18 protein-coding genes are annotated in these 19670 nt (G+C 68.3%); 7 read left to right on the top strand and 11 right to left on the bottom strand.

The genetic code is table 11. From position 1 onward, the window contains the following. Positions 1–132 precede the first annotated feature (132 nt). Positions 133–1941, top strand: coding sequence for a glycoside hydrolase family 15 protein (locus BKN51_RS04525; protein WP_233224252.1), 1809 nt, complete (start codon positions 133–135; stop codon positions 1939–1941). 57 nt (positions 1942–1998) lie between these two features. Here the strand turns inward: BKN51_RS04525 and BKN51_RS04520 are convergent, their stop codons facing one another. Genes BKN51_RS04520 through BKN51_RS04510 form a run of 3 tightly spaced genes read right to left on the bottom strand, consistent with a single transcriptional unit; the run spans position 1999 to position 3889 of the window. Beyond that, a complete protein-coding gene (locus BKN51_RS04520; RefSeq protein WP_101606415.1) occupies positions 1999–2430 on the bottom strand; it encodes a CBS domain-containing protein in 432 nt (143 codons plus the stop codon). Between the two features lie 47 nt (positions 2431–2477). Continuing rightward, positions 2478–2960 carry a hypothetical protein gene (locus BKN51_RS04515; RefSeq protein ID WP_101606414.1) on the bottom strand — a complete coding sequence of 161 codons (483 nt, stop codon included), beginning with the start codon at positions 2958–2960 and terminating at the stop codon, positions 2478–2480. Further along, positions 2957–3889: a neutral zinc metallopeptidase gene (locus BKN51_RS04510; RefSeq protein ID WP_101606413.1), complete on the bottom strand. Its 933-nt coding sequence runs from the start codon at positions 3887–3889 to the stop codon at positions 2957–2959. Before BKN51_RS04510 ends, BKN51_RS04515 begins: the two co-directional genes overlap by 4 nt. Before the next feature lie 117 nt (positions 3890–4006). Here BKN51_RS04510 and BKN51_RS04505 point away from each other — a divergent pair, with 117 nt between their 5' ends. Continuing rightward, entirely contained in the window at positions 4007–6013 is a 2007-nt protein-coding gene (locus BKN51_RS04505; protein ID WP_101606412.1) for a prolyl oligopeptidase family serine peptidase, read from the top strand. A gap of 78 nt (positions 6014–6091) precedes the next feature. Here BKN51_RS04505 and BKN51_RS04500 read toward each other — a convergent pair whose 3' ends face one another. After that, a complete protein-coding gene (locus BKN51_RS04500; protein WP_101606411.1) occupies positions 6092–6406 on the bottom strand; it encodes a DMT family transporter in 315 nt (104 codons plus the stop codon). Continuing rightward, positions 6406–7062, bottom strand: coding sequence for an FMN-dependent NADH-azoreductase (locus BKN51_RS04495; RefSeq protein ID WP_101606410.1), 657 nt, complete (start codon positions 7060–7062; stop codon positions 6406–6408). The genes BKN51_RS04500 and BKN51_RS04495 overlap by 1 nt, the downstream gene beginning before the upstream one ends. A 92-nt stretch (positions 7063–7154) precedes the next feature. On the opposite strand from BKN51_RS04495, the gene BKN51_RS04490 reads away from it, so the two are divergent. Next, a complete protein-coding gene (locus BKN51_RS04490; RefSeq protein WP_101606409.1) occupies positions 7155–7742 on the top strand; it encodes a TetR/AcrR family transcriptional regulator in 588 nt (195 codons plus the stop codon). Here the strand turns inward: BKN51_RS04490 and BKN51_RS04485 are convergent, their stop codons facing one another. After that, positions 7743–8141, bottom strand: coding sequence for an SRPBCC domain-containing protein (locus BKN51_RS04485; protein WP_101606408.1), 399 nt, complete (start codon positions 8139–8141; stop codon positions 7743–7745). A 55-nt stretch (positions 8142–8196) separates the two neighbouring features. On the opposite strand from BKN51_RS04485, the gene BKN51_RS04480 reads away from it, so the two are divergent. The 3 genes from BKN51_RS04480 to BKN51_RS04470 are packed head-to-tail and all read left to right on the top strand — an operon-like array spanning position 8197 to position 10251. Next, the gene (locus BKN51_RS04480) at positions 8197–8796 is read left to right on the top strand and encodes a CGNR zinc finger domain-containing protein (RefSeq protein ID WP_101606407.1); all 600 of its coding nucleotides are present in this window, start codon (positions 8197–8199) and stop codon (positions 8794–8796) included. Between the two features lie 18 nt (positions 8797–8814). After that, entirely contained in the window at positions 8815–9855 is a 1041-nt protein-coding gene (locus BKN51_RS04475) for a DUF2293 domain-containing protein (RefSeq protein WP_101606406.1), read from the top strand. Positions 9856–9894: 39 nt separating this feature from the next. After that, positions 9895–10251 carry a DoxX family protein gene (locus BKN51_RS04470; protein ID WP_101606405.1) on the top strand — a complete coding sequence of 119 codons (357 nt, stop codon included), beginning with the start codon at positions 9895–9897 and terminating at the stop codon, positions 10249–10251. Here the strand turns inward: BKN51_RS04470 and BKN51_RS04465 are convergent. From BKN51_RS04465 to BKN51_RS44105, 4 genes are all read right to left on the bottom strand, one after another. Then, entirely contained in the window at positions 10239–10904 is a 666-nt protein-coding gene (locus BKN51_RS04465) for a hypothetical protein (protein WP_174720393.1), read from the bottom strand. The genes BKN51_RS04470 and BKN51_RS04465 overlap by 13 nt on opposite strands. An 80-nt stretch (positions 10905–10984) precedes the next feature. Beyond that, positions 10985–16162: an LAGLIDADG family homing endonuclease gene (locus tag BKN51_RS44110; protein WP_101606404.1), complete on the bottom strand. Its 5178-nt coding sequence runs from the start codon at positions 16160–16162 to the stop codon at positions 10985–10987. A gap of 33 nt (positions 16163–16195) precedes the next feature. After that, complete coding sequence (gene nrdR, locus BKN51_RS04455; protein ID WP_026467942.1) at positions 16196–16684, bottom strand: transcriptional regulator NrdR; 489 nt, start codon at positions 16682–16684, stop codon at positions 16196–16198. 300 nt (positions 16685–16984) lie between these two features. After that, positions 16985–17479, bottom strand: coding sequence for a LysM peptidoglycan-binding domain-containing protein (locus BKN51_RS44105; RefSeq protein WP_233224253.1), 495 nt, complete (start codon positions 17477–17479; stop codon positions 16985–16987). 322 nt (positions 17480–17801) lie between these two features. On the opposite strand from BKN51_RS44105, the gene lexA reads away from it, so the two are divergent. Next, positions 17802–18518: a transcriptional repressor LexA gene (lexA, locus tag BKN51_RS04445; RefSeq protein WP_101606403.1), complete on the top strand. Its 717-nt coding sequence runs from the start codon at positions 17802–17804 to the stop codon at positions 18516–18518. Positions 18519–18635: 117 nt separating this feature from the next. Here lexA and BKN51_RS04440 read toward each other — a convergent pair whose 3' ends face one another. Beyond that, complete coding sequence (locus tag BKN51_RS04440; protein ID WP_101606402.1) at positions 18636–19649, bottom strand: hypothetical protein; 1014 nt, start codon at positions 19647–19649, stop codon at positions 18636–18638. Positions 19650–19670: the final 21 nt, after the last annotated feature.

The following is a 19670-nucleotide window of genomic DNA, read 5'->3' as shown; positions in this document are numbered from 1 at the left end:
CGACGGGGGTGCGCACATCACCTCGGACGGATGAGCGTCAGTGCGGCCGGGAACTCATCCGGCCGGGGTGACGCCCGCTCCCCGCCGTCGGGTCAGGCTGGTCGAAAAACCCCCTCCGGCAAGGAGTTTCGCGTGCCCCACCATCAAGCACCGATCGCCGACCACGGGCTGATCGGCGACCTGCAGACCGCCGCGCTGGTGAGCACCGGCGGCGCGATCGACTGGTTCTGCTGTCCCCGCTTCGATTCCCCGAGCGTGTTCGGCGCGCTCCTGGATCCCGGCGGCGGGCACTGCCGGATCCGGCCCGTCGGCGAGCCGTACACGTCGCGCCAGTTCTATTTCCCCGGCACCGCCGTCCTGATCACGCGGTTCATGACCAGGCTGGGCACCGGCGAGGTCATCGACTTCATGCGCCCGGCGACCGGGCCACACGCCGGCCAGGGCCACCGGCTGGTCCGGATGATCCGCTGCGTGCGCGGGCGCGTCGAGTTCGCCGTGGACGTCGTCCCGCGCTTCGACTACGCGCGGCGGCCGCACACCACCACCGTCACCGCGGACGGCGTGCTCTTCGACAGCGGGCAGTTCGCCCTGACCCTGCACGCGGTCCGGGAACCGGGGGATCCGCGGCTGGCCCACGCCCACGTCATCGAAGGCGGCGTCTACGGCTCGGTCACCCTGGAGACCGGGCAGGTCCGCGGTTTCGTGCTCGAATCGGACGGCGGGGAACCCCGCGCGACCCGGGTCTCCGAGATCGAGAAAGCCTTCGAAGACACCGTCGGCTTCTGGCGCGACTGGCTGAACCAGTCGACGTATCGAGGACGCTGGCGCGAGATGGTCGACCGGTCCGCGATCACCCTCAAGCTGCTGACCTACGCCCCGACCGGCGCGATGGTCGCCGCGCCGACCACGAGCCTGCCGGAGCAGATCGGCGGCGAACGGAACTGGGACTACCGCTACACCTGGGTGCGGGACGCGTCGCTGGCGGTCTCTTCCTTGCTGGCCTTGGGTTTCACCGACGAAGCGGTCGCTTTCGCCGGCTGGCTCCGGGAACGCCACCTGCGCGGCGACGGCGGGCTGAAGATCATGTATCGCGTCGACGGCTCACCGGACCTCGTGGAGGAATCGCTCGCGCACTGGACCGGGTACCGGGGCTCGGTGCCGGTCCGGATCGGCAACTCCGCGGCCGGTCAGCTCCAGCTCGACGTCTACGGCGAACTGCTCGACACCGTGTACCAAGCCGATCGGCGGGGTGCCGAGATCGGGCACGACGGCTGGAAAGCGCTGGCTGGCCTGCTCGATTGGCTGGCGGCGAACTGGGATCAGCCGGAAGAGGGAATCTGGGAGACACGGGAGGGCAAGGCCGACTTCACCTACGGCAGGCTCATGAGCTGGGTCGCCTTCGATCGCGGCATCCGCCTCGCGACGGCGCACGGCCAGCCCTGCGCGCTCGACTCCTGGCGCGGCGAACGGGATCGCGTGTACGACCAGATCTGGGAACACGGCTGGAATCCGCTCAAGCAGGCCTTCGTCCAGCGCTACGGTTCCAGCTCCCTGGACGCGTCGCTCCTTCGCATGGCCGACGTCGGTTTCGTCACCCCGCACGACCCGAGCTGGCTGGCGACCTTGGCCGGCATCGAGAAGGACCTGGTCACCGACAGCCTCGTCTACCGCTACGACCCGAGCGCCTCCCCCGACGGCCTGCGCGGCGACGAGGGGACGTTCTCGCTGTGCACGTTCGGCTATGTCACCGCCCTCGCCCGTGCCGGGTATCCGGAGAAGGCGCGGCTGGTGTTCGAGAAGATGCTGACCTACGCCAACCACGTCGGCCTGTACGCCGAGGAGATCGGCCCGACCGGGGAGCAGCTCGGCAACTTCCCGCAGGCGTTCACCCACCTCGGGCTCATCGACGCCGCGCTCACCCTCGACCGCGCCATCGGTTAGCCGGGTACGCGAAAGGGCCGTTCCCGGACGGCTGCCCGGGAACGGCCCTTTCGCGGCTCAGCCCTGCGAGATGTACGCCTCGAGCTGTTCCTGGCTCTTCTCCAGCTGTTCCATCCGCGTCTTCACGACGTCACCGATGCTCACGATCCCCGCGAGCTTGCCGTCCACCAGGACCGGGACGTGCCGGATCCGGCGTTCGGTCATCAGGACCGACAGCTGATCCACCGAGTCCTCGGGGGTACAGCTGGCGACCAGCTTCGTCATGATCGCGGCCACCGATCCGTCGAGCAGCTGGGGTCCGCGCTCGTTGAGCCGGCGCACCACGTCCCGTTCGGAGACGATCCCGACGATCCCGCCGTCGTCATCGACGACCACGAGCGCCCCGACGTTGTGCTCCGCGAGTCTCTCGAGCAGTTCGGTGACGTTCGTCCCCGGCGAGACGGTCGCGACGGCCGCCCCCTTGTTCCGCAACAGATCGGAAATCCGCATACGCGCTCCTCCCGGATGGGTGACCTGAGTCACTCCAGGTTATGGCCTCACCGCCGTGCGCGAAAGTCCGGAGAGTCCGGTTCGATGCCGAGCCTGGTCGCGAGCGCGTCGTACGCCTCGATGATCCCGGTGCCGTAGGCGTCGTCGCCGAGCGCGCCGAGGGTCCCCCGCCCGAGCTCCCACTGGGCCTTCGCGGCCCCGTGATCACCCAGTTTGCGGTAATCCTCGGCGAGGTTGAGGTGCAGCGACGGGTAGAACCCGCGGACGGCCAGGGTCGCGTGATACTCCTTGGCGCGTTCGTCGGTCAGGGAATCGGCCGCCGCGAGCGCGCGGAGATCCCAAGCGAGTTCGTCGGCCGGATCGTCGCAGACGTCGGCCATGTAGTGCGCGAGCGCGCATCGGTGCAGCGGATCGCCGTCCTCGCCGATCCGCTCCCACAGCGCCGCGAACTTCTCGCGGGCACCGGCCCGGTCACCGGAGATGTGCAGCTGGAGGCCGACGTTGATCTCGGCCATCACGTCGTCGGTCACGCGACCTCCGAAGCGGGCGCCGCCCAGGTGTTGCACGACGCCGTCGTCTTCCCGGAGAACCCGGCCTTCGCCCACTTCAGCTGGTTGCGACGGGTGCCGTGGGTGTCGCTGTCGTCGGTGTTGCCGTAGTCGTCGAGCGCGGCTTTGGCCAGCGAGGTGCTGATGGACCCGCGGCCGGCGGCCGCCGCGACGGCGAGCGCGCCGAAGCAGTTCGCCTGCAGCTCGATGCGGCGGACCAGTTCCTTGTCGGCCGGGGAGTCCTCCTCCGGCGAGGACATCTTCTCCGCGGCCGCCGACAGGATCCCGCTGGAGCGCTGGACGTGGTGCCCGTACTCGTGGGCCATCGTCGCGAGATGACGGGACCGTTCGAGGCCCGCGTCGCTCAGCATCCACTCGGTCGGCGCGTAGATCGTGGTGTCACCGCCGCAGTAGTAGGCGACGGCCTCGGTCTCGCTGGGCACCTTCCCGCACGCGCTGGTCTCGGGCAGCGTCACCTGCACGGTCGCCGTCAGCGTGGGCTCGTTCGCCTGGTCCAACGCCGGTTTCCAGGCTTCGGCGAGACAGGAGGCGAAGGTCTTGTAGTACGTCTCCAGCTTCACGGGGTCGCGGCTGATCGCCGGCAGGCGGCAGGTGACCGCGCCGAGCGCGATCCCTTCGGCCAGCAGCGGGTTCGTTTCCAGTTCCCGTACTTCCTTGGGCGCGGGTTTCGCGGTCCCGGCTGGCGCCTTGGCCCCTTCCGAGGTGAACGCGCCGGACGCCGGAAGGGCCTGGCCGTCGATCTTCCGCGGTCCGCCCGCCATCGCCATCCCGGCGGCGGTCAAGGCGGCCACGACGAGCAAGCCGATCACGGCCGTACCCGTGTTGCGGGGGTTTTCGGGGCGAGGCGGCGACGGCACGGGCCGTCCGGATACCTCGTCGATGCCGGTCATGGTCTCCCTCGGGCGTGCGAGTCTCCAGCATACGGAGGAGAAGCAGGTCAGCGAAGACACGCGCCGGAAACGGACACCTGGTGGCGCCGGGACGGAGGCCCCGGCGAGACTGTCAGCATGAGTGACGAGGACCCGTACCTGTGGTTGGAAGACGTGACCGGCGAAGACGCGCTGGACTGGGTGCGAGCCCGCAACGCCGAGGCCCTGGCGGAACTGTCCACCGGCGAGCGGTTCGCCGGGATCCGTGACGAGGTCCGCGAGGTCCTCGACGCCGACGACCGGATCCCGTACATCCGGCGCCGCGGCGAGTACCTGTACAACTTCTGGCAGGACTCGGCCAACCCCCGCGGCCTGTGGCGCCGCACCACCCTCGAGCAGTACCGGCTCGACACGCCGGAGTGGGAGCTCCTGCTCGACGTCGACGCGCTGGCCGAGGCCGACGGCGAGAACTGGGTGTGGCAGGGCGCGGCCGTCCTCCGGCCGGGCTACCAGCGCGCGCTGGTCGAACTGTCGCGCGGCGGCGCCGACGCGACCGTGGTCCGCGAGTTCGATCTCGACGAGCGCCGCTTCGTCGAGGACGGCTTCTCCGTGCCCGAGGCCAAGACCCGGATCGGCTGGATCGACCGCGACCGCGTCTACGTCGGCACCGATTTCGGTCCGGGGTCGCTGACCAGTTCGGGCTACCCGCGGCTGGCGAAGGAATGGCGGCGCGGCACCCCGCTCGAAGAGGCGACGGTGATCTTCGAGGGCAAACCGGACGACGTCTCGGTGTCCGCCCACCACGACCCGACCGAGGGATACGAGCGCGATTTCGCCTACCGGTCGATCGACTTCTACCGCACGGAGCGGTACGTCCGGACGCCCGGCGGGCTCGAACGGATCGAGGTCCCCGAAGACGCGCAGACGTCCTCACACCGCGAATGGCTGCTGATCCGGCTCCGCTCCGACTGGACCGTCGACGGCACCACCTATCCGTCCGGCACCCTGCTCGCCTCCGGGTTCGACGCCTTCATGGCGGGCGAGCGCACCTTCACGACGCTCTTCACCCCCGACGCCCACACGTCGCTGGAGTACTGGGCCTGGACGCACAACCACCTGCTGCTCTCGACGCTGTCCGACGTCCGGACCGAACTGCGCGTGCTCACGCCGTCGGACGGCTGGAGCTCCCAGCCCCTCGCCGGCGCCCCGGAGCTGGGCACCGCGCAGATCACCGGCACCGATCCCGACGTCAGTGACGAGTACCTGCTCGACTCCAGCGGCTACACCCAGCCGTCGACGCTGAGCTACGGGCACGTCGGCGGCGACGTCGAAGCCCTCAAGCGCGCTCCCGCGTTCTTCGACAGCGAAGGCATGACGGTCTCGCAGTACTTCGCGACGTCCGAGGACGGGACGAAGATCCCCTACTTCGTCGTCCGTCCCTCGGGCGTGGAAGGCGGCCCGACGCTGCTGACCGGGTACGGCGGCTTCGAGGTCTCGCTGACCCCCGGCTACAGCGGCGTGATCGGCCGCGGCTGGCTCTCGCGCGGCGGCACCTACGTCGTCGCGAACATCCGCGGTGGCGGCGAGTACGGGCCGGACTGGCACACCTCGGTGACCAAGGCCAAGCGATACAAGGTCTACGAGGACTTCTCGGCCGTCGCCGCCGACCTCGTCGAGCGTGGCATCAGCGAACCGTCCCGGCTCGGGATCCAGGGCGGCAGCAACGGCGGGCTGCTGATGGGCGTCATGCTCACGCGCTACCCGCACCTGTTCGGCGCGATCGTGTGCCAGGTGCCGCTGCTGGACATGAAGCGGTACCACAAGCTCCTCGCGGGCGCGTCGTGGATGGCCGAGTACGGCGACCCCGACGACCCGGCGGAATGGGACTTCATCGGGAAGTACTCGCCGTACCAGAACGTCCACAGTGGACGCGAGTATCCGCCGATCCTGTTCGTCACCTCCACGAGGGACGACCGGGTGCATCCCGCCCACGCGCGCAAGATGGTCGCGCGGATGCTGGAGCAGGGGCACGACGTGCGCTACCACGAGAACATCGAGGGCGGGCACGGCGCGGCGGCCGACAACGAGCAGCTGGCGTTCAAATGGGCGCTGATGCTCGAATTCCTGTGGGAGAAGCTCGCCTGACGTGTCAGGAAAGGGGTTTCAAGGACACGCTTTGAATCAGCGCTGTTCGTCCTGAAAGCCCCTTTCCTGACACCCGGTTCACTCCGTCACCTTCGCCAGCACCACCCCTCCGACGATCAGCGCCATCGCCGCGAACCGCCCGAAACTGAGCGGGTCCTTGTGGATCACGATGCCGAAGACGATCGCGCCCACCGCGCCGATCCCGGTGAACACGGCGTACGCGGTCCCCACCGGAAGCGAGTCCATCGCCTTCGAAAGCAGGTAGACCGCCGAGACGCCGAGCGCAAAACACAGCACCGTCGGCCAGAGGCGGGTGAAGTTCTCCGTGGGTTTGATGCTTTGCGACCAGGCGACCTCGACGACTCCGGCCAGCAGCAGGACTCCCCAGCCCATCAGGCCGCCGTTCCGGTCGAGGCGAGCGTTTCGGCCGCCCGCAGCGCCGCTTCCCGTGACGCGGCCCGGTCGGGATCGCGCGGGCCGAGTCGCGGGTCGACGAGCGCGTTCGTGAGCTCGGCGTGCAGGAACGTGACGTCGTGGACGTCGTAGTGCCCGGCGAAGAAGTCCCGCAGGTAGCGCTCGTGATGGTCGACAGGCTCACGCGGCGTTCCCGGCAGGTAGGTGCCGCCACGGGCACCCGCGACCACGAAAGCCTTGCCCGCCAAGGACATCTTCGGGAACGTCACCTGGTCGATCCACAGCTTGAGCGTCGCGGGGATCGAGAAGTTGTACATCGGCGCCCCGATCAGCACGACGTCGGCGGCGAGCAGTTCGGCCAGCAGCGGCTCGATCACGGCCCAGGCCTCGCGCTGCTCCGGCGTCTTCACCACCGAGGCGTAGCCCTCCGGATCGGTGATGCCCGCCATCAGGAGGGCGTCGCAGATCTCGGTCCAGGCCTGGCCGATCGGCGGGACCGGCCGGGCGGCGAGGTCGCGGTAGGTGTAGCCCGCGCCGGGGCGCGCGGCCCGCCAGACGTCGGCGAAGCGAGCGCTCAGCTCGCGGGAGAACGACGTGCTGCGGGCACTGGAGTCGAGGTGGAGAAGGTGGCTCATCGGGCCTCCCGGACCAGGAAGTGGACACGGCGTCCACTTGCTTCGCCCGGTACAAGTGGACGTCACGTCCGGATATTCCCTACGCTGCGGACATGCCGACAGAAGATCTCCTCGCGAACGGCCCGGGCCGGGAACGCTCGGACGCCGCCCGTAACCGCGCGAAGATCCTGAAGGCCGCCGAAGAGCTCTTCGCCGCACGTCCGGCCGCGGACGTCACCATGGAGGACATCGCCCAAGCCGCCGGGGTCGGCCGCGCCACGCTGTACCGCCGCTACCCGGACCGCTCCGCGATCGCCGTCGCCCTGCTGGACGAACACGAGCGGGAACTGCAGGAACGGCTGCTCACCGGCCCTCCCCCACTGGGCCCCGGCGCGTCACCCGCCGAGCGGCTGGCCGCGTTCTACGCGGCGATGACCGGGCTTCTCACCCGGCACGCGCATCTCGTGCTCGGCACCGAGGTCGGGCATTCGCGGTTCACCACCGGCCCGTACCGGCTGTGGCGCACCCACGTCCGCTTCCTCGCCGAGCAGGCGGGTGCCCAGGATCCGGACGCGCTCGCCGACATCCTGCTGGCGCCGCTCGCCCCGGAGGTGTTCCTCTACCAGACCGGCGAACTCGGCCTGAGCCCCGAACGGATCACCGCCGCCCTGAGCGAACAGGCACGGCGAGCACTGTCCTGATCAGCCACCGAGGCCGTCGACGACCACCTTCATCACGGTCTGCCAGTGATCACGTTGCACGGCACGCTCTTCCGCCCCGGCGAGCCGCTCCTGATGGAAGACCACGACGGTCTTGTCCGGCCCGGCGTTCCGGAGCGCCACCTGGACCGTGCTCTCGTGGTCCCAGCCCTTCGGCCACCAGGTGAGACGGATCTTCTCGCGTTCGCGGTAGCCGCGGACCTCGCCGACGGTGCCCTCGGCCGTCTCGTACGGCGCACCCTTCACCGGGTCGAGCCGCACGTCGCCCAGCCAAGCCGTCAGACCCGGCCCCGAGAGGTACTCCCAAACGTGGTCCAGCGGATACGGCACCGTCTTGGACACGCCGATCTCCCAGCCCGCGTCCTTGGTCTTCCCGATCATGATGCCTCCGCCGTAACCGTCTTACCTAGTTTCTGAAACCGACTATAGTGGTTACATGACTCCGGGAACAAGACTGCTCGTCAACGCCCAGGGCGAGCGGTACCGGTTCGATCCGGGCAGTCTCAGCCTCGAACTCATGCTGACCGGCGGCCCCGGCCCGTACGAGCGCTACGAGATCGCGCACACGCCCTCCGACCTCGCCGAGTGGTTCACCGGCTCCCGGCTGGCGCTGACCGCGCCCTTGACCGATGTCCAGATCCGGCCGTCCGAACTCGCCGCGCTCAAGGAACTCCGGGACGCGCTCTACCGTGTCGCACCCGCCCTCGCCCATGGCGAAGCACCGTCGGACGCCGACCTCACCCTGCTGAACGACGCGACCGGAGCGACCCCGCGGCCGGTGATCGACCCCGAAACGCGGCGACTCGCCTGGGCGCCACCCGTCACCGGGAAACAGCTGCTCGGCGCCGTCGCCAGCGACGCCATCGGTCTCGTCGCGGGCGACCGGTCCGGCCGCGTCCGCGAATGCTCGGCGGACGACTGCTACCTGCTCTTCTTCGACACCTCCCGCTCGGGCAACCGCCGCTGGTGCTCGATGGAGCGCTGCGGCAACCGCGCCAAGATCCGGGCCTACCGGGCGCGCACCGAAACCGCGTGATCGCTAGGATTTCCGGCGATGCAGGGTGAGGCGAAACTGGAGCAGCGCGTCGTGGTGACGGCGGAGAAGCTGTTGTCCACACGGAAATCGGTGACCGCGCTCGACGTCCTGACCGGGATCGGGTGGCTGCCGGACAACGTTCTCAAGGCCTGGCAGCAGGGCAGGACTCCCGAGCTGGCCACGGCACTGCCGGTGAGCACGGAGAAGCTGAGCTTCGCTCTCGGCGCGCTTCAGCGATGGGCGACGGCGAAGAACCTCGAAAGTTCGGCGATCGAGCACGTCGGGGCGACTCGCGACCGAGCCCCTCTCAAGGCGGCCTCGGGCGACCTCGAACCCTTGTTCCGGACGCAGTGGATCATGCCGGGACTGTCGGCGGCCAAGCGGGCGCAAGTCGACGCCCGGCAACGGAAGGCGCCGGATCTCATGGTCTCCGTGGCACTGAAGGACTGGACGTGCGCCGACTGTGGCGGCACCGGCGACCTGCAGTTCCTGGAGAACGAAAAACCACACTGCCTCGACTGCGCCGACCTCGGCCACCTGGTGTTCCTGCCCGCGGGCGACACCGCCCTGACCCGCCGGGCGAAGAAGGCGAGCCGGCTTTCCGCCGTCGTCACCCGCTTCAACCGGTCACGGAAACGCCATGACCGGCAAGGAATCCTGGTCGAGGACTCGGCGTTGCGCGACGCCGAGGAGCAGTGCTTCGCCGACGAGGACGTCCGTGAGCGGCGCCGCGGGCGTGATCGTGAACGGCGCGACCGGGAAGACGTCGAGTTCACCGCCCGGTTCTTCGCCGCGATCACCGAGATGTTCCCCGGCTGCCCGCCGGAGCGAGCACGCGCCATCGCCGAACACGCCGGCCTCCGCGGCAGCGGCCGGGTCGGCCGGTCGGCCGCCGGTCGGGAACTGGCCGAACGAGCGGTGTTCCTCGCCGTCGTCGCCTCGATCCGGCACCTGGACACCGACTACGACGACCTCCTCATGGCCGGGGTGGAACGGCAGGCCGCCCGCGACCGCATCCACTCGACCATCGAAACCGTGCTCGACCGCTGGCGATCCTGACCGCTGTCACCTTTCGGGCGCGCGACTCGTCCAAGGGGCATGTACTCCGCTTACCTGACCCTGGCCATCGTGACGATCGTGATCAACGCCGGAATCGCCGCCGCCGACTTCGCGCGGGTCCCGTTCGTCCTCAAGAACTCCGCCGAAGTCGACGTTCCCCCGTCCTGGATCCCGCCGCTGGCCTCACTGAAGGCCGCGGGCGCGGCCGGACTGCTGCTCGGCCTGCTCGGGGTGCCGTACCTCGGGACCGCGGCGGCGGCCGGGCTGGTGCTGTTCTACGTCGGCGCCGTCATCACCCACGTGCGCGCCCGCGTGCTGTACAACATCGCCTTCCCCGCCGGTTTCCTCGCGCTGGCGGTGGCGACCTTCGTCCTCGACCTCGCTCAAGCCAGGTAAGGACCGAAGTGCTCGGCGACGACGTCCGCGACCGCTTCGGCGTCGCGCGAGCCGTCGACCTCCAGCACCCGGATGCCGAGAGCCTTCGCGGCGCGGACCGCGTCCTCGGCCACCAGACGATCTCGCGCGATCCGGTTGCGCTGCGCCCGTTCGGGATCGCTGACGTGGTGCGCGATCGCGGCGGCTCGGGGCAGCACGCGGAGCTGATGTTCTCGGAAGTCGCCGGTGGGCACCATGACGATCATCCGCCGCGTCGAATCCAGGAGAGGCGCGACGAGTTCCGGGCGCAGTCCCCAGCCCTCGGCGAGGATCGGACGTCCTGAGACCAGCGCGCGCAGATCGTCCAGCGCCCACTCGAACCGCACCGGGAACCCGGCGAGCGTGTCGGCCGCCATCCGTTCGGGAGTGGTGTCGACCCACACGGTGTCCGGGTCGGGATCCGCGGCGGGCTCCCCGTTCCGGACGCGGTGCACGACGCGGCGATCCTGGTGGGCGCGCGCGTCGTGTAGGTCGTAGTGGTAGACGGTGATTCCGTGGCGGCGCGCCAGCAGCCGGGAGACGGTGGACTTTCCCGCCCACTGGCCGCCGCAGATCCACAGCGCCTGCCCAAGGGTGCCGAAGGGATCCACGACCGGACTGTTCTTCTTCGTCACGTACTCGCCTCCGATGTCATGAAAGGGGTTTTCAGGACACTATTCGTCCTGAAAGCCCCTTTCATGACACTCGCGGAAGATCAGCTGCAGCCGGAGGTCGCTCCGCACCCTTCACAGGCGTAGCACGAACCGGCGGGCCGCATCTTGGTGCCGCAGGTCATGCAGAGCGGCGCGTCGGAAGCGGTGCCGAGGTTCAGTTCCACCAGTTCCGCCGTCGAGTGCGCGACCCGCTTGGCGGGGTCCGCCGACGACGAGTCCACAGTGGACCGAAGGGCGTCGATGTCGACGTTCTCCGGTTCGGCGGCGGGAGTGGCGCCGTAGGTCGCCTCGACCTGCGCGGAACGCTCGTCGGCGGTGAAGATGCCGAGCTGCGCACGCTTCTCGTACGGCAGGTAGTCCAGCGCAAGCCTGCGGAACAGGTAGTCCATGACACTGGTGGCGATTCGGATGTCCGGGTCGTCGGTCATGCCGGCGGGCTCGAAGCGCAGGTTGGAGAACTTAGAAACGTAGAACTCCAGCGGGATCCCGTGCTGCAGGCCGACGGAGATCGACATCGAGAACGCGTCCATCACGCCCGACAGGGTCGAGCCCTGCTTGCCGAGCTTCACGAAGATCTCGCCGAGCCCGTCGTCCGGGTAGGAGCCGGCGTGCAGGTAGCCCTCGGCGCCGCCGACGGTGAACGACACCGTCTGGCTCGGACGCTTCTTCGGCAGGCGCTTGCGGACCGGCCGGTACTCGACGACCTTTTCGGCCTCGGGCTCGGCCTTCTCCTTCTTGCCTGACGACAGCGGCTGGCCGACCTTGCAGTTGTCGCGGTAGATCGCGAGCGCCTTGAGTCCGTACTTCCAGCCCTGGAAGTAGATCTCCTCGACCTCTTCGACGGTCGCCGACTCCGGCATGTTGACCGTCTTGGAGATCGCGCCGGACAGGAACGGCTGCACCGCGGCCATCATCCGGACGTGGCCCATCGGCGCGATGGACCGCTCCCCCACCGCGCAGTCGAACACCTCGTAGTGCTCGGGGCGCAGGCCGGGGGCGTCGACGACGTGCCCGTGCTCGGCGATGTACTCGACGATCGCTTCGACCTGTTCGGCCTGGTAGCCGAGTGCGGTCAGCGCGCGCGGGATGGTCTGGTTGACGATCTGCATCGAACCGCCGCCGACCAGCTTCTTGAACTTGACCAGCGAGAAGTCCGGCTCGATGCCGGTCGTGTCGCAGTCCATCATGAAGCCGATGGTGTTGTGACTGACGAAGCCGTTGGCGACATAGGTGACGTTGTCCGGCACCGACAGGTCGTAAGTGGGCTGGACGCCACCGTCCTCATTGGACTCAACGGGTTCGAAGAGGTACTCGAGCGCCCGGCCGAGCCGGGGCCGCGGAAGGTGCACTCGATCGCCTTTGGCCGATCCGTTCGGCTCCAGGCATACCAACGACCGCGCCTTGCGTTCGCTGATGAAACCGACGATCTCGTCGAAGATCATCGCGTGGTCGACGTTGCGCAGCCGGATCTGCAGAATCGTCCCGCCGAACCCGCTGGTCGTCCGGCGGGTCGTGGTCACCATGCCCAGGGCCAGCAGCAGGCTCCGCAGGTCTTCGCCGAAAAGCTCCGAGGAAGTGGAGACGCTCGGAACTCCTTCGAGCACGGTCCCGTCCGCCTCGAAGACCCCGCGCAGGAACGCAGCGTACACCGCGGGATCGTTGGTCTCCCGGATGCTCGCGGGGACCCGCGGAGTCCATCCTTTGCCGGCGTGGTCGGGACCGGGGAGGTCCTTCGCGAATCCCGCCGCCTGCCACCAGCGGGCCAGCCGGACGGACTGAAGGGTGACCTCCTGGTAGCCCTGACACTGCCGGACCGCGGGTTCCAGACCGAAGAGATCCTTACTGAGAATTCGCAAGCGGTCGACGACATCCAGATCGGTGTCGGCCACGCAGAGCCGAACGCCCTTCGCGTGCAGGCTGCCGTCGCCTTCGAAGTACCCCACCAGTTCCGCGAGATCGGCGGTGACCTCGTCCGGCACCCGGATATCACGGTCACCCGCGTAGTACGCCTGGTCGAGCACCGGCAGCGGAACCCGGCGGGGATCGCCGACCAGACCGCCCAGTTGCAGGGGTACCAGGTCGCCGGACCGGATGTCGGCGAGTCGTTTCCAGACCCAGGATCCGGTCTCCGGCTCCACTACCTTGACCCGGTGGGCGAGCGTGCCCTGGATCCGATATCCGCCCTTGGTCTCGATCCGGCGAGTGGGCTCCTCGCCATTGACGAAGAATTTCGTGGCCTGGCGCGGGCCTTCGTCGGTCGCGACGGTGAACTCGACGTCCTGCCAGTGGTCCCCGTACAGATCACCGAGTTCGGAGAGCCGGGCCAGTCCGCGGTCGGTGGTGACCAGGGTGTCCGCGGTCAGGCATCCGGTGGGCGCCAGCACACTCGCCTGCGCGTTGCGCCATCCGCTGATCTCGCCCAGTTCGATGCCGCGCTTCCATTCCTGGGTCGCGAGCGCGCGGACCGCGGCGTCGTTGGCGTGATAGGTCCGCACCAGTTCGCTGGCCGCGGCGTGTTTGCGCATGACCCGCTGGTGCGCTTCGGCGTTGCGCGCGTAACCCTCGTACGGCCCGACTACCGCGGCGAGTTCGGCGGAACGCCGGTACGAGACGCCGGTCATCAAAGACGTGATCGCGGCGGCGAGCGCGCGGCCGCCGTCGGAGTCGTAGGCGTGCCCGAGCGCCATCAGCAGCGCGCCGAGGTTCGCGTACCCGATGCCCAGCTGCCGGAACTTGCGCGTGGTGTCGCCGATCGCCTCGGTCGGGAAGTCGGCGAAGCAGATCGAGATGTCCATCGCGGTGATGACCAGCTCGACGGCCTTCGCGAACTGCTGCGCGTCGAAACCACCGTCGGCGGTGGCGAACTTGAGCAGGTTCAGCGAGGCGAGGTTGCAACTGGAGTTGTCCAGGTGCATGTATTCGGAGCAGTTGGCGACCACAGTCCCGCCGACGATGTACGAATGATTGCGGGGCTCGGTCAGATTGAACGTAGTCTCGAAACCTCGAGAAACCCGGGAAACCAGCCGAACCGTCTCGTCGACGGAGTAATGGCCGTGGCCGGCCGTGACATCAGCCAGTTTGGCGGACTTCTCGCTGTGTTCGAATCCGATCAGCTCGGCGAATCCGGCCATATGCCTGCCCGTGATCCGGAGGTCGAAGCTCTCGCCGTCGCTACCGTAGACGCGTTCGTCGCCGTTCTTGGTGACATACCGGAACGACGCCGCCTTCGTACCCGTGCGATAGATACGCCCCCGGATACCGAGGCTGGCCAGCAGCTCCTGGACACCGATCAAGAGTTCCTCTGAACGACTGGCAAGGCCGACGTATCGGGTGCCGTTCTGCTCCTGGTTCACCACACAACCGTCAGCGTCGAAAAGGCCGCGCAGGAACGCGCCCACGATGTCCTCAGGAGCGACGTAGATCGACTCCGGGACCACTTTGGCAGGAGAACGCCCTGTCGAAACCCCGAGCGCCTTGAGCATCAGGCCGAAACGACCCCGCCTAGCCCTGAGTTGCACCGTGCCATTGGACTGTCGGCTGGGCTTGCTTTCGAAGCCGGTGATCGAAGCCAGCAGGGCACGATGCCTCGGCATGAGGACATCTCGCTCCCATTCACTCCCATAGACCGTCGTCGCGCCCACATCTGTCAGACAACCGTCTCCGACCAACCAGCCTAGATAATGAGCCAGCCCAGTGTCCCACTTCTCCGGTACCGCACGAAGAGCCTTGCCACGCGCTTGATGCGCCACCTGCACCGCGAGCGGCGGCAATGCTGCGGAAGCGTACGGACTCGGAGCGTATTCGATCGATCGTACGACCCGGTCTTCCGCGGTGAGCCGGTCGGCGTGCACCCAGCCCTGGTTCGCGGTCCATACCCGATGGTTGGGTGTGCACCGCAATCGTGAGCCGTCGCTGAAACGAAGTTCGACGATCTCATTGGTGCCGGTGACCATGTACCTCGTCGGTTCTGTCGCAACGATCCTGGCCACCGGGTCGTCAGCATGGGTCACGTCGTTGGTGTAGACGGCGAACCGTTCACCAGCGGCTGCCTGGCACACGAGGTCGCCGATCCGCACTAGACCAGCGTCGGTGACCACCCGCTGGTCACCGGGGAAACACGGGTTGGACGCGGTGATCCGGCCCGATTCGGGGCAGGTGTGCCAGTCGTTGATCGTGCCGTCGTACTGCAGGCCCGGATCCGCGCACTCCCAGGCTGCCTGCGAGATGGTGCGGAACAGCTTCTTGGCGTCGACCCGGTCGATGACCTCGCCGGTCATCCTGGCCCGCAGGCCGAAGTCGCCCTGGTTCTCGACGGCCTGCATGAACTCGTCGGAGACGCGGACCGAGTTGTTCGCGTTCTGGTACTGGACGGAGGTGATGTCCGAGCCGGAGAGGTCCATGTCGAACCCGGCGTCGCGGAGGACCTTGATCTTCTCCTCTTCGCGCGCCTTGGTCTGCACGAACTCCTCGACGTCCGGGTGGTCGACGTCGAGGACGACCATCTTCGCCGCGCGACGGGTGGCGCCACCGGACTTGATGGTGCCCGCGGAGGCGTCGGCGCCGCGCATGAAGGAGACCGGGCCGGACGCGGTGCCGCCGGAGGACAGCAGCTCACGCGAGGAACGGATGCGTGAAAGGTTCAGGCCTGCCCCGGAGCCGCCCTTGAAGATCAGGCCTTCCTCGCGGTACCAGTTGAGGATCGACTCCATGGTGTCGTCAACCGAAAGGATGAAACACGCCGAGACTTGTTGCTTCGACGTCGTGCCCACGTTGAACCACACCGGCGAGTTGAAGCTGAACACCTGGTGCAGCAGCATCCAGGTCAGCTCGTGCTCGAAGACCTCGGCGTCGGCGGGACTCGCGAAGTAGCCGTGTTCGCGCCCCGCGCCGACGTAGGAACGGACGACGCGATCGATCAGCTGCTTGAGGCTCTGCTCGCGCCGGGCCGAGCCGACGGCGCCGCGGAAGTACTTGCTGGTGACGATGTTCGTCGCGTTGACCGACCAGAAGTCGGGGAACTCGACACCGCGTTGCTCGAAGTTGACCGTGCCGTCGCGCCAGTTCGTCATCACGACGTCCCGAGACTCCCAGGTGACCTGGTCGTACGGGTGGACGCCCTCGGTGGTGAAGACACGCCGCACGGTGAGCCCACCGGCCTGCTTCTTCTTCCCACTCGTCCGCGCTGTGGCCGGGTTGCCTGATCCCACGGTCTCGGTCATGGGTCTTCCCTCACTCCCACGCGGGAGGCGGCATCAGCCGTCTTTCGCGTCTCGATCGCTCTCGTCCGGTGCGGCAGCCATGGCCTCACGAAGGTCCGAGATCTCCTTCTCGAAGTCCTCGACCGAGGAGAAGGAGCGGTAGACACTGGCGAACCGGAGATAGGCGACGCCGTCGAGTTCGCGCAGGGGGCCCAGGATCGCCAGGCCGACCTCGTGACTCGGGATCTCCGCCAGCCCCGCCGATCGGATCGACTCCTCGACCCGCTGAGCGAGCTGCTGCAGCGCGTCGTCGTCGACCGGCCTGCCTTGACAGGCGCGGCGCACCCCCCGGACCACCTTGTCCCGGCTGAACTGCTCGGTGACCCCGGAACGCTTGACGACGGCGAGCACCATCGTCTCCGAAGTGGTGAAACGCCGGCCGCAAGCGGCGCACGAGCGCCTCCGCCGGATCGCTTGACCCTCATCCACCTCTCGGGAGTCGACGACCCGAGAGTCCGCATGCCGGCAGAACGGGCACCTCATCCGCCGATCACCTTCCCCTCCGCGCCGGCCGGTCCCGAGTGGACGCCCGCTCCCGTCGCCACGCAACGACGGAAAGATCGACATGTGGATCGATCTGTGGACATCCGGTGGGTGAACACCGGCCAGCTGTGGACAACTGGTGCCGAGTCTACCCCAAGCTATGGACCAACTACAGCCATGTAACTACTACATATAGCGGTGGAGACTAGATCGCAGGTCGGACGCACGCAAGCGCAACGGCAGGGTCGATCAGACACGAACGGGGAGGTCACCCACGGCGGGTGAGAGCGGTCCCCCGGGTCACTTCCCTCCCCTCTCGACCTCGGCCGCGACCGGGACCGTGAGCGGCAGTCCGGGCACGAGAACGGCGTCTTCCAGGGAGTTGAGCTCCTTGATCTTGGCGATGACCGCGCCGGTGTCGCTGCCTGGCGCGAATCGCGCCGCGAGATCCGACAGGGTCTCCCCCGTGGAAACGGACACCGTGGTGGTCCGTTCGGGTACCGCGGCGCCGGGAACACCGGCCAAGAACAGACCCAATCCGGTGACGAGTCCGGCGATCAACAAGGCCATCGCGACGAGCGACGGCCATCGGAGCGGGAGCCTCCGGGGCGCCGGGCACGCCGGGGAGGCGGTGGCGACACCGGGACGGCGGCCCGCCACGACCCGTGCCCTGGTCGGCGGGCGCAGGGGTTCGGCGCGCTTGCCCCGCACCACCCGCACGGGCCGGGTCACCCCTGCCGGAACGGGCCCGGGGGAACTGGGTCGCACCAGTCCTCGGTCGGCCAGAATCGACATCGGAACCTCCTCGCAGTCCTGCTTCACTCAGGTCCAGCGCCGGGCGGACCCGGCGATCAAGGTCGAACAGGCGTTCTATCGAACGTCCGTGCGAATGTGTACCACCTTCCACCGACAAAAATCGAGCGACACGGCGTGTCCATCGAACAGATGTTTGAAATCGTCGTCCCGTCGGGCTAACGTCGTTGACCAGGGCGTCTGCTATGCGGACGCCGCCGGTGCCGTGGGCGGCAAGATCGTCCGCCACCGGCGAAGACACGCGAAGTCGGTCCGGGAAACCGGACGTACTGGGAGGCGGCGCAGGAGATGAAGGAGCACGACGGTGGCTAAGGAGAGCAAGGCGAAGAACGCGCCTAGGGGCTCGGGTAAGGTGCGCGCCTTGCCCGAGGTCTACGAGGTGGACGAGACCCTGACCGTGCGGCAGCAGCAGGTGCTCGACGTGATCAAGATGTGGGTGAGCCGGTTCGGTTACCCGCCGAGTGTGCGTGAGATCGGCGAGGCGGTCGGGCTGACCTCCACCTCGTCGGTGTCGCACCAGTTGCAGGCCCTGCAGCGCAAGGGATATCTGCGACGCGACCCGAACCGCCCGCGCGCGGTCGGGGTGCTCGCCACGACGGACGACAACCCGATGGGCATCGACGTCGAGCAGCCGCAGTCGGCCGCGAAGGCCGCGTACGTGCCTCTCGTCGGCCGGATCGCCGCCGGTGGGCCGGTGCTGGCCGAGCAGGCGATCGAAGACGTCTTCCCGCTGCCGAGGGAAATCGTCGGTGAGGGTGAGCTCTTCCTGCTCAGCGTCACCGGTGACTCGATGATCGACGCCGCCATCACCGATGGCGACTGGGTCGTCGTGCGCCAGCAGCCCACGGCCGACCCGGGCGAGATCGTGGCGGCGATGATCGACGGCGAGGCCACGGTCAAGACGTTCAAGCGCAAGGACGGCCACATCTGGCTGATGCCGCACAACGAGGCGTACGACCCCATCCCGGGTGACAACGCCACGATCCTCGGCAAGGTCGTCGCCGTTCTCCGCAGGCTTTAGTCCGGAGCCTTTCAGTCCAGAGCCGTTCAGTCCAAAGCCGGAGCACGCCGGGATCCCGGGGTCGGACGAGACCACGGGTCAGACCCGGCAAGCTTCGGCAGGGCACGTCCTCCTCGGTCAGGCGCGCCGTTTGCGGAGTCTGCCGACCAGGAGGAGGCCGCCGATCACCACGATCGCGGCGATACCGACCTGCACGTACGGGAAACCGGATTCCTGGCCTTGACCGGCGGCCGCGGACGTTCCGCCCGAGGTGCTCCCCTCGGATTTGGCCGCGTCCACGGCCAGTGCCGCCGCGCCCTTCACCGCGCGGATCTGCTCTCCGACGCCCTCCCCGCCGGACAGCAGGGTCCCGTCCGGGTCGAAGGCGAGCGCCTCCCCCTGCTTCTCGTTCGGCAGGGGCACGCGCACGGGTTCGCGCTGCAACGCGCTCTTCAGGTCTCCGTCGGTGACGGCGTAGAGATAGGCGTCGGTGTAGGTGCGCAACGCGACCACCGACCCGTCGGCCATCGAGGCCGCACCGGTCACCGTCATCGAACCGATCGACCCGCCGGGCCCGCCCGGCGTCGAGGTTTCCTTGATCTGCAGCGAACCCACGTTCTCCAACGGGGTCGGCCCGGGACTGGCGAGCGGCCCTGTCGGCCGGTACACCTTCGAGCTGCCGAAGAAATCCTTGGTGATCAGGTACGGCGTGCCCGAGCGATCCATGATCAGCGCTTCGACGTCGTGTTGGCCGTCGGGATAGGTGAGCCGGTGCAGCGTCGCCTTGCCCTGCGGGGTCAGCGAGATCAGCGCGACCGTGTCCCGCCGCTTGCGATTGTCGCCGGTGTCGGAAAGCCAGAGGGTGCCGTCCGCGGTGCGGGCGAGGTCTTCGGGATCGTAAGGATCCGTCGCGGCCGAGATGACCTTCTGGACCTTGCAGTCGCGGCCGAGCACGAAGACCTGCGTCTTGGTGCCGCCGTCGTTGAGGGCGTACAGGTGATCGCCGTCCGAAACGAGGCCGGACAGCTCACTGAGCCGGGAATCGCTGTTCTTGCACACCGGCTGCGGGGCCGGGACCTCCTGCGCCGCAGCGGGAGCGACCCCGCCGATGAACGCCGCCAGCACGACCGTCGCCGCGACAATCCCCCGCACATCCACCTCCGTACCGTGGAA

The sequence above is a fragment of the Amycolatopsis sp. BJA-103 genome (assembly GCF_002849735.1).
Classification (GTDB): Bacteria; Actinomycetota; Actinomycetes; order Mycobacteriales; family Pseudonocardiaceae; genus Amycolatopsis.
The sequence above is the reverse complement of the archived record's forward strand: the minus strand, read 5'-3'. Positions and strand labels throughout refer to the sequence as shown.

Bases quoted from the DNA above. Each gene is read 5' to 3' on its own strand.
- BKN51_RS04520 (WP_101606415.1), bottom strand. From the start codon at position 2,430: ATGCGGATTTCCGATCTGTTGCGGAACAAGGGGGCGGCCGTCGCGACC.
- BKN51_RS04510 (WP_101606413.1), bottom strand. From the start codon at position 3,889: ATGACCGGCATCGACGAGGTATCCGGACGGCCCGTGCCGTCGCCGCCT.
- BKN51_RS04505 (WP_101606412.1), top strand. From the start codon at position 4,007: ATGAGTGACGAGGACCCGTACCTGTGGTTGGAAGACGTGACCGGCGAA.
- BKN51_RS04500 (WP_101606411.1), bottom strand. From the start codon at position 6,406: ATGGGCTGGGGAGTCCTGCTGCTGGCCGGAGTCGTCGAGGTCGCCTGG.
- BKN51_RS04495 (WP_101606410.1), bottom strand. From the start codon at position 7,062: ATGAGCCACCTTCTCCACCTCGACTCCAGTGCCCGCAGCACGTCGTTC.
- BKN51_RS04490 (WP_101606409.1), top strand. From the start codon at position 7,155: ATGCCGACAGAAGATCTCCTCGCGAACGGCCCGGGCCGGGAACGCTCG.
- BKN51_RS04485 (WP_101606408.1), bottom strand. From the start codon at position 8,141: ATGATCGGGAAGACCAAGGACGCGGGCTGGGAGATCGGCGTGTCCAAG.
- BKN51_RS04480 (WP_101606407.1), top strand. From the start codon at position 8,197: ATGACTCCGGGAACAAGACTGCTCGTCAACGCCCAGGGCGAGCGGTAC.
- BKN51_RS04475 (WP_101606406.1), top strand. From the start codon at position 8,815: ATGCAGGGTGAGGCGAAACTGGAGCAGCGCGTCGTGGTGACGGCGGAG.
- BKN51_RS04470 (WP_101606405.1), top strand. From the start codon at position 9,895: ATGTACTCCGCTTACCTGACCCTGGCCATCGTGACGATCGTGATCAAC.
- BKN51_RS44110 (WP_101606404.1), bottom strand. From the start codon at position 16,162: ATGACCGAGACCGTGGGATCAGGCAACCCGGCCACAGCGCGGACGAGT.
- nrdR (WP_026467942.1), bottom strand. From the start codon at position 16,684: ATGAGGTGCCCGTTCTGCCGGCATGCGGACTCTCGGGTCGTCGACTCC.
- BKN51_RS44105 (WP_233224253.1), bottom strand. From the start codon at position 17,479: ATGTCGATTCTGGCCGACCGAGGACTGGTGCGACCCAGTTCCCCCGGG.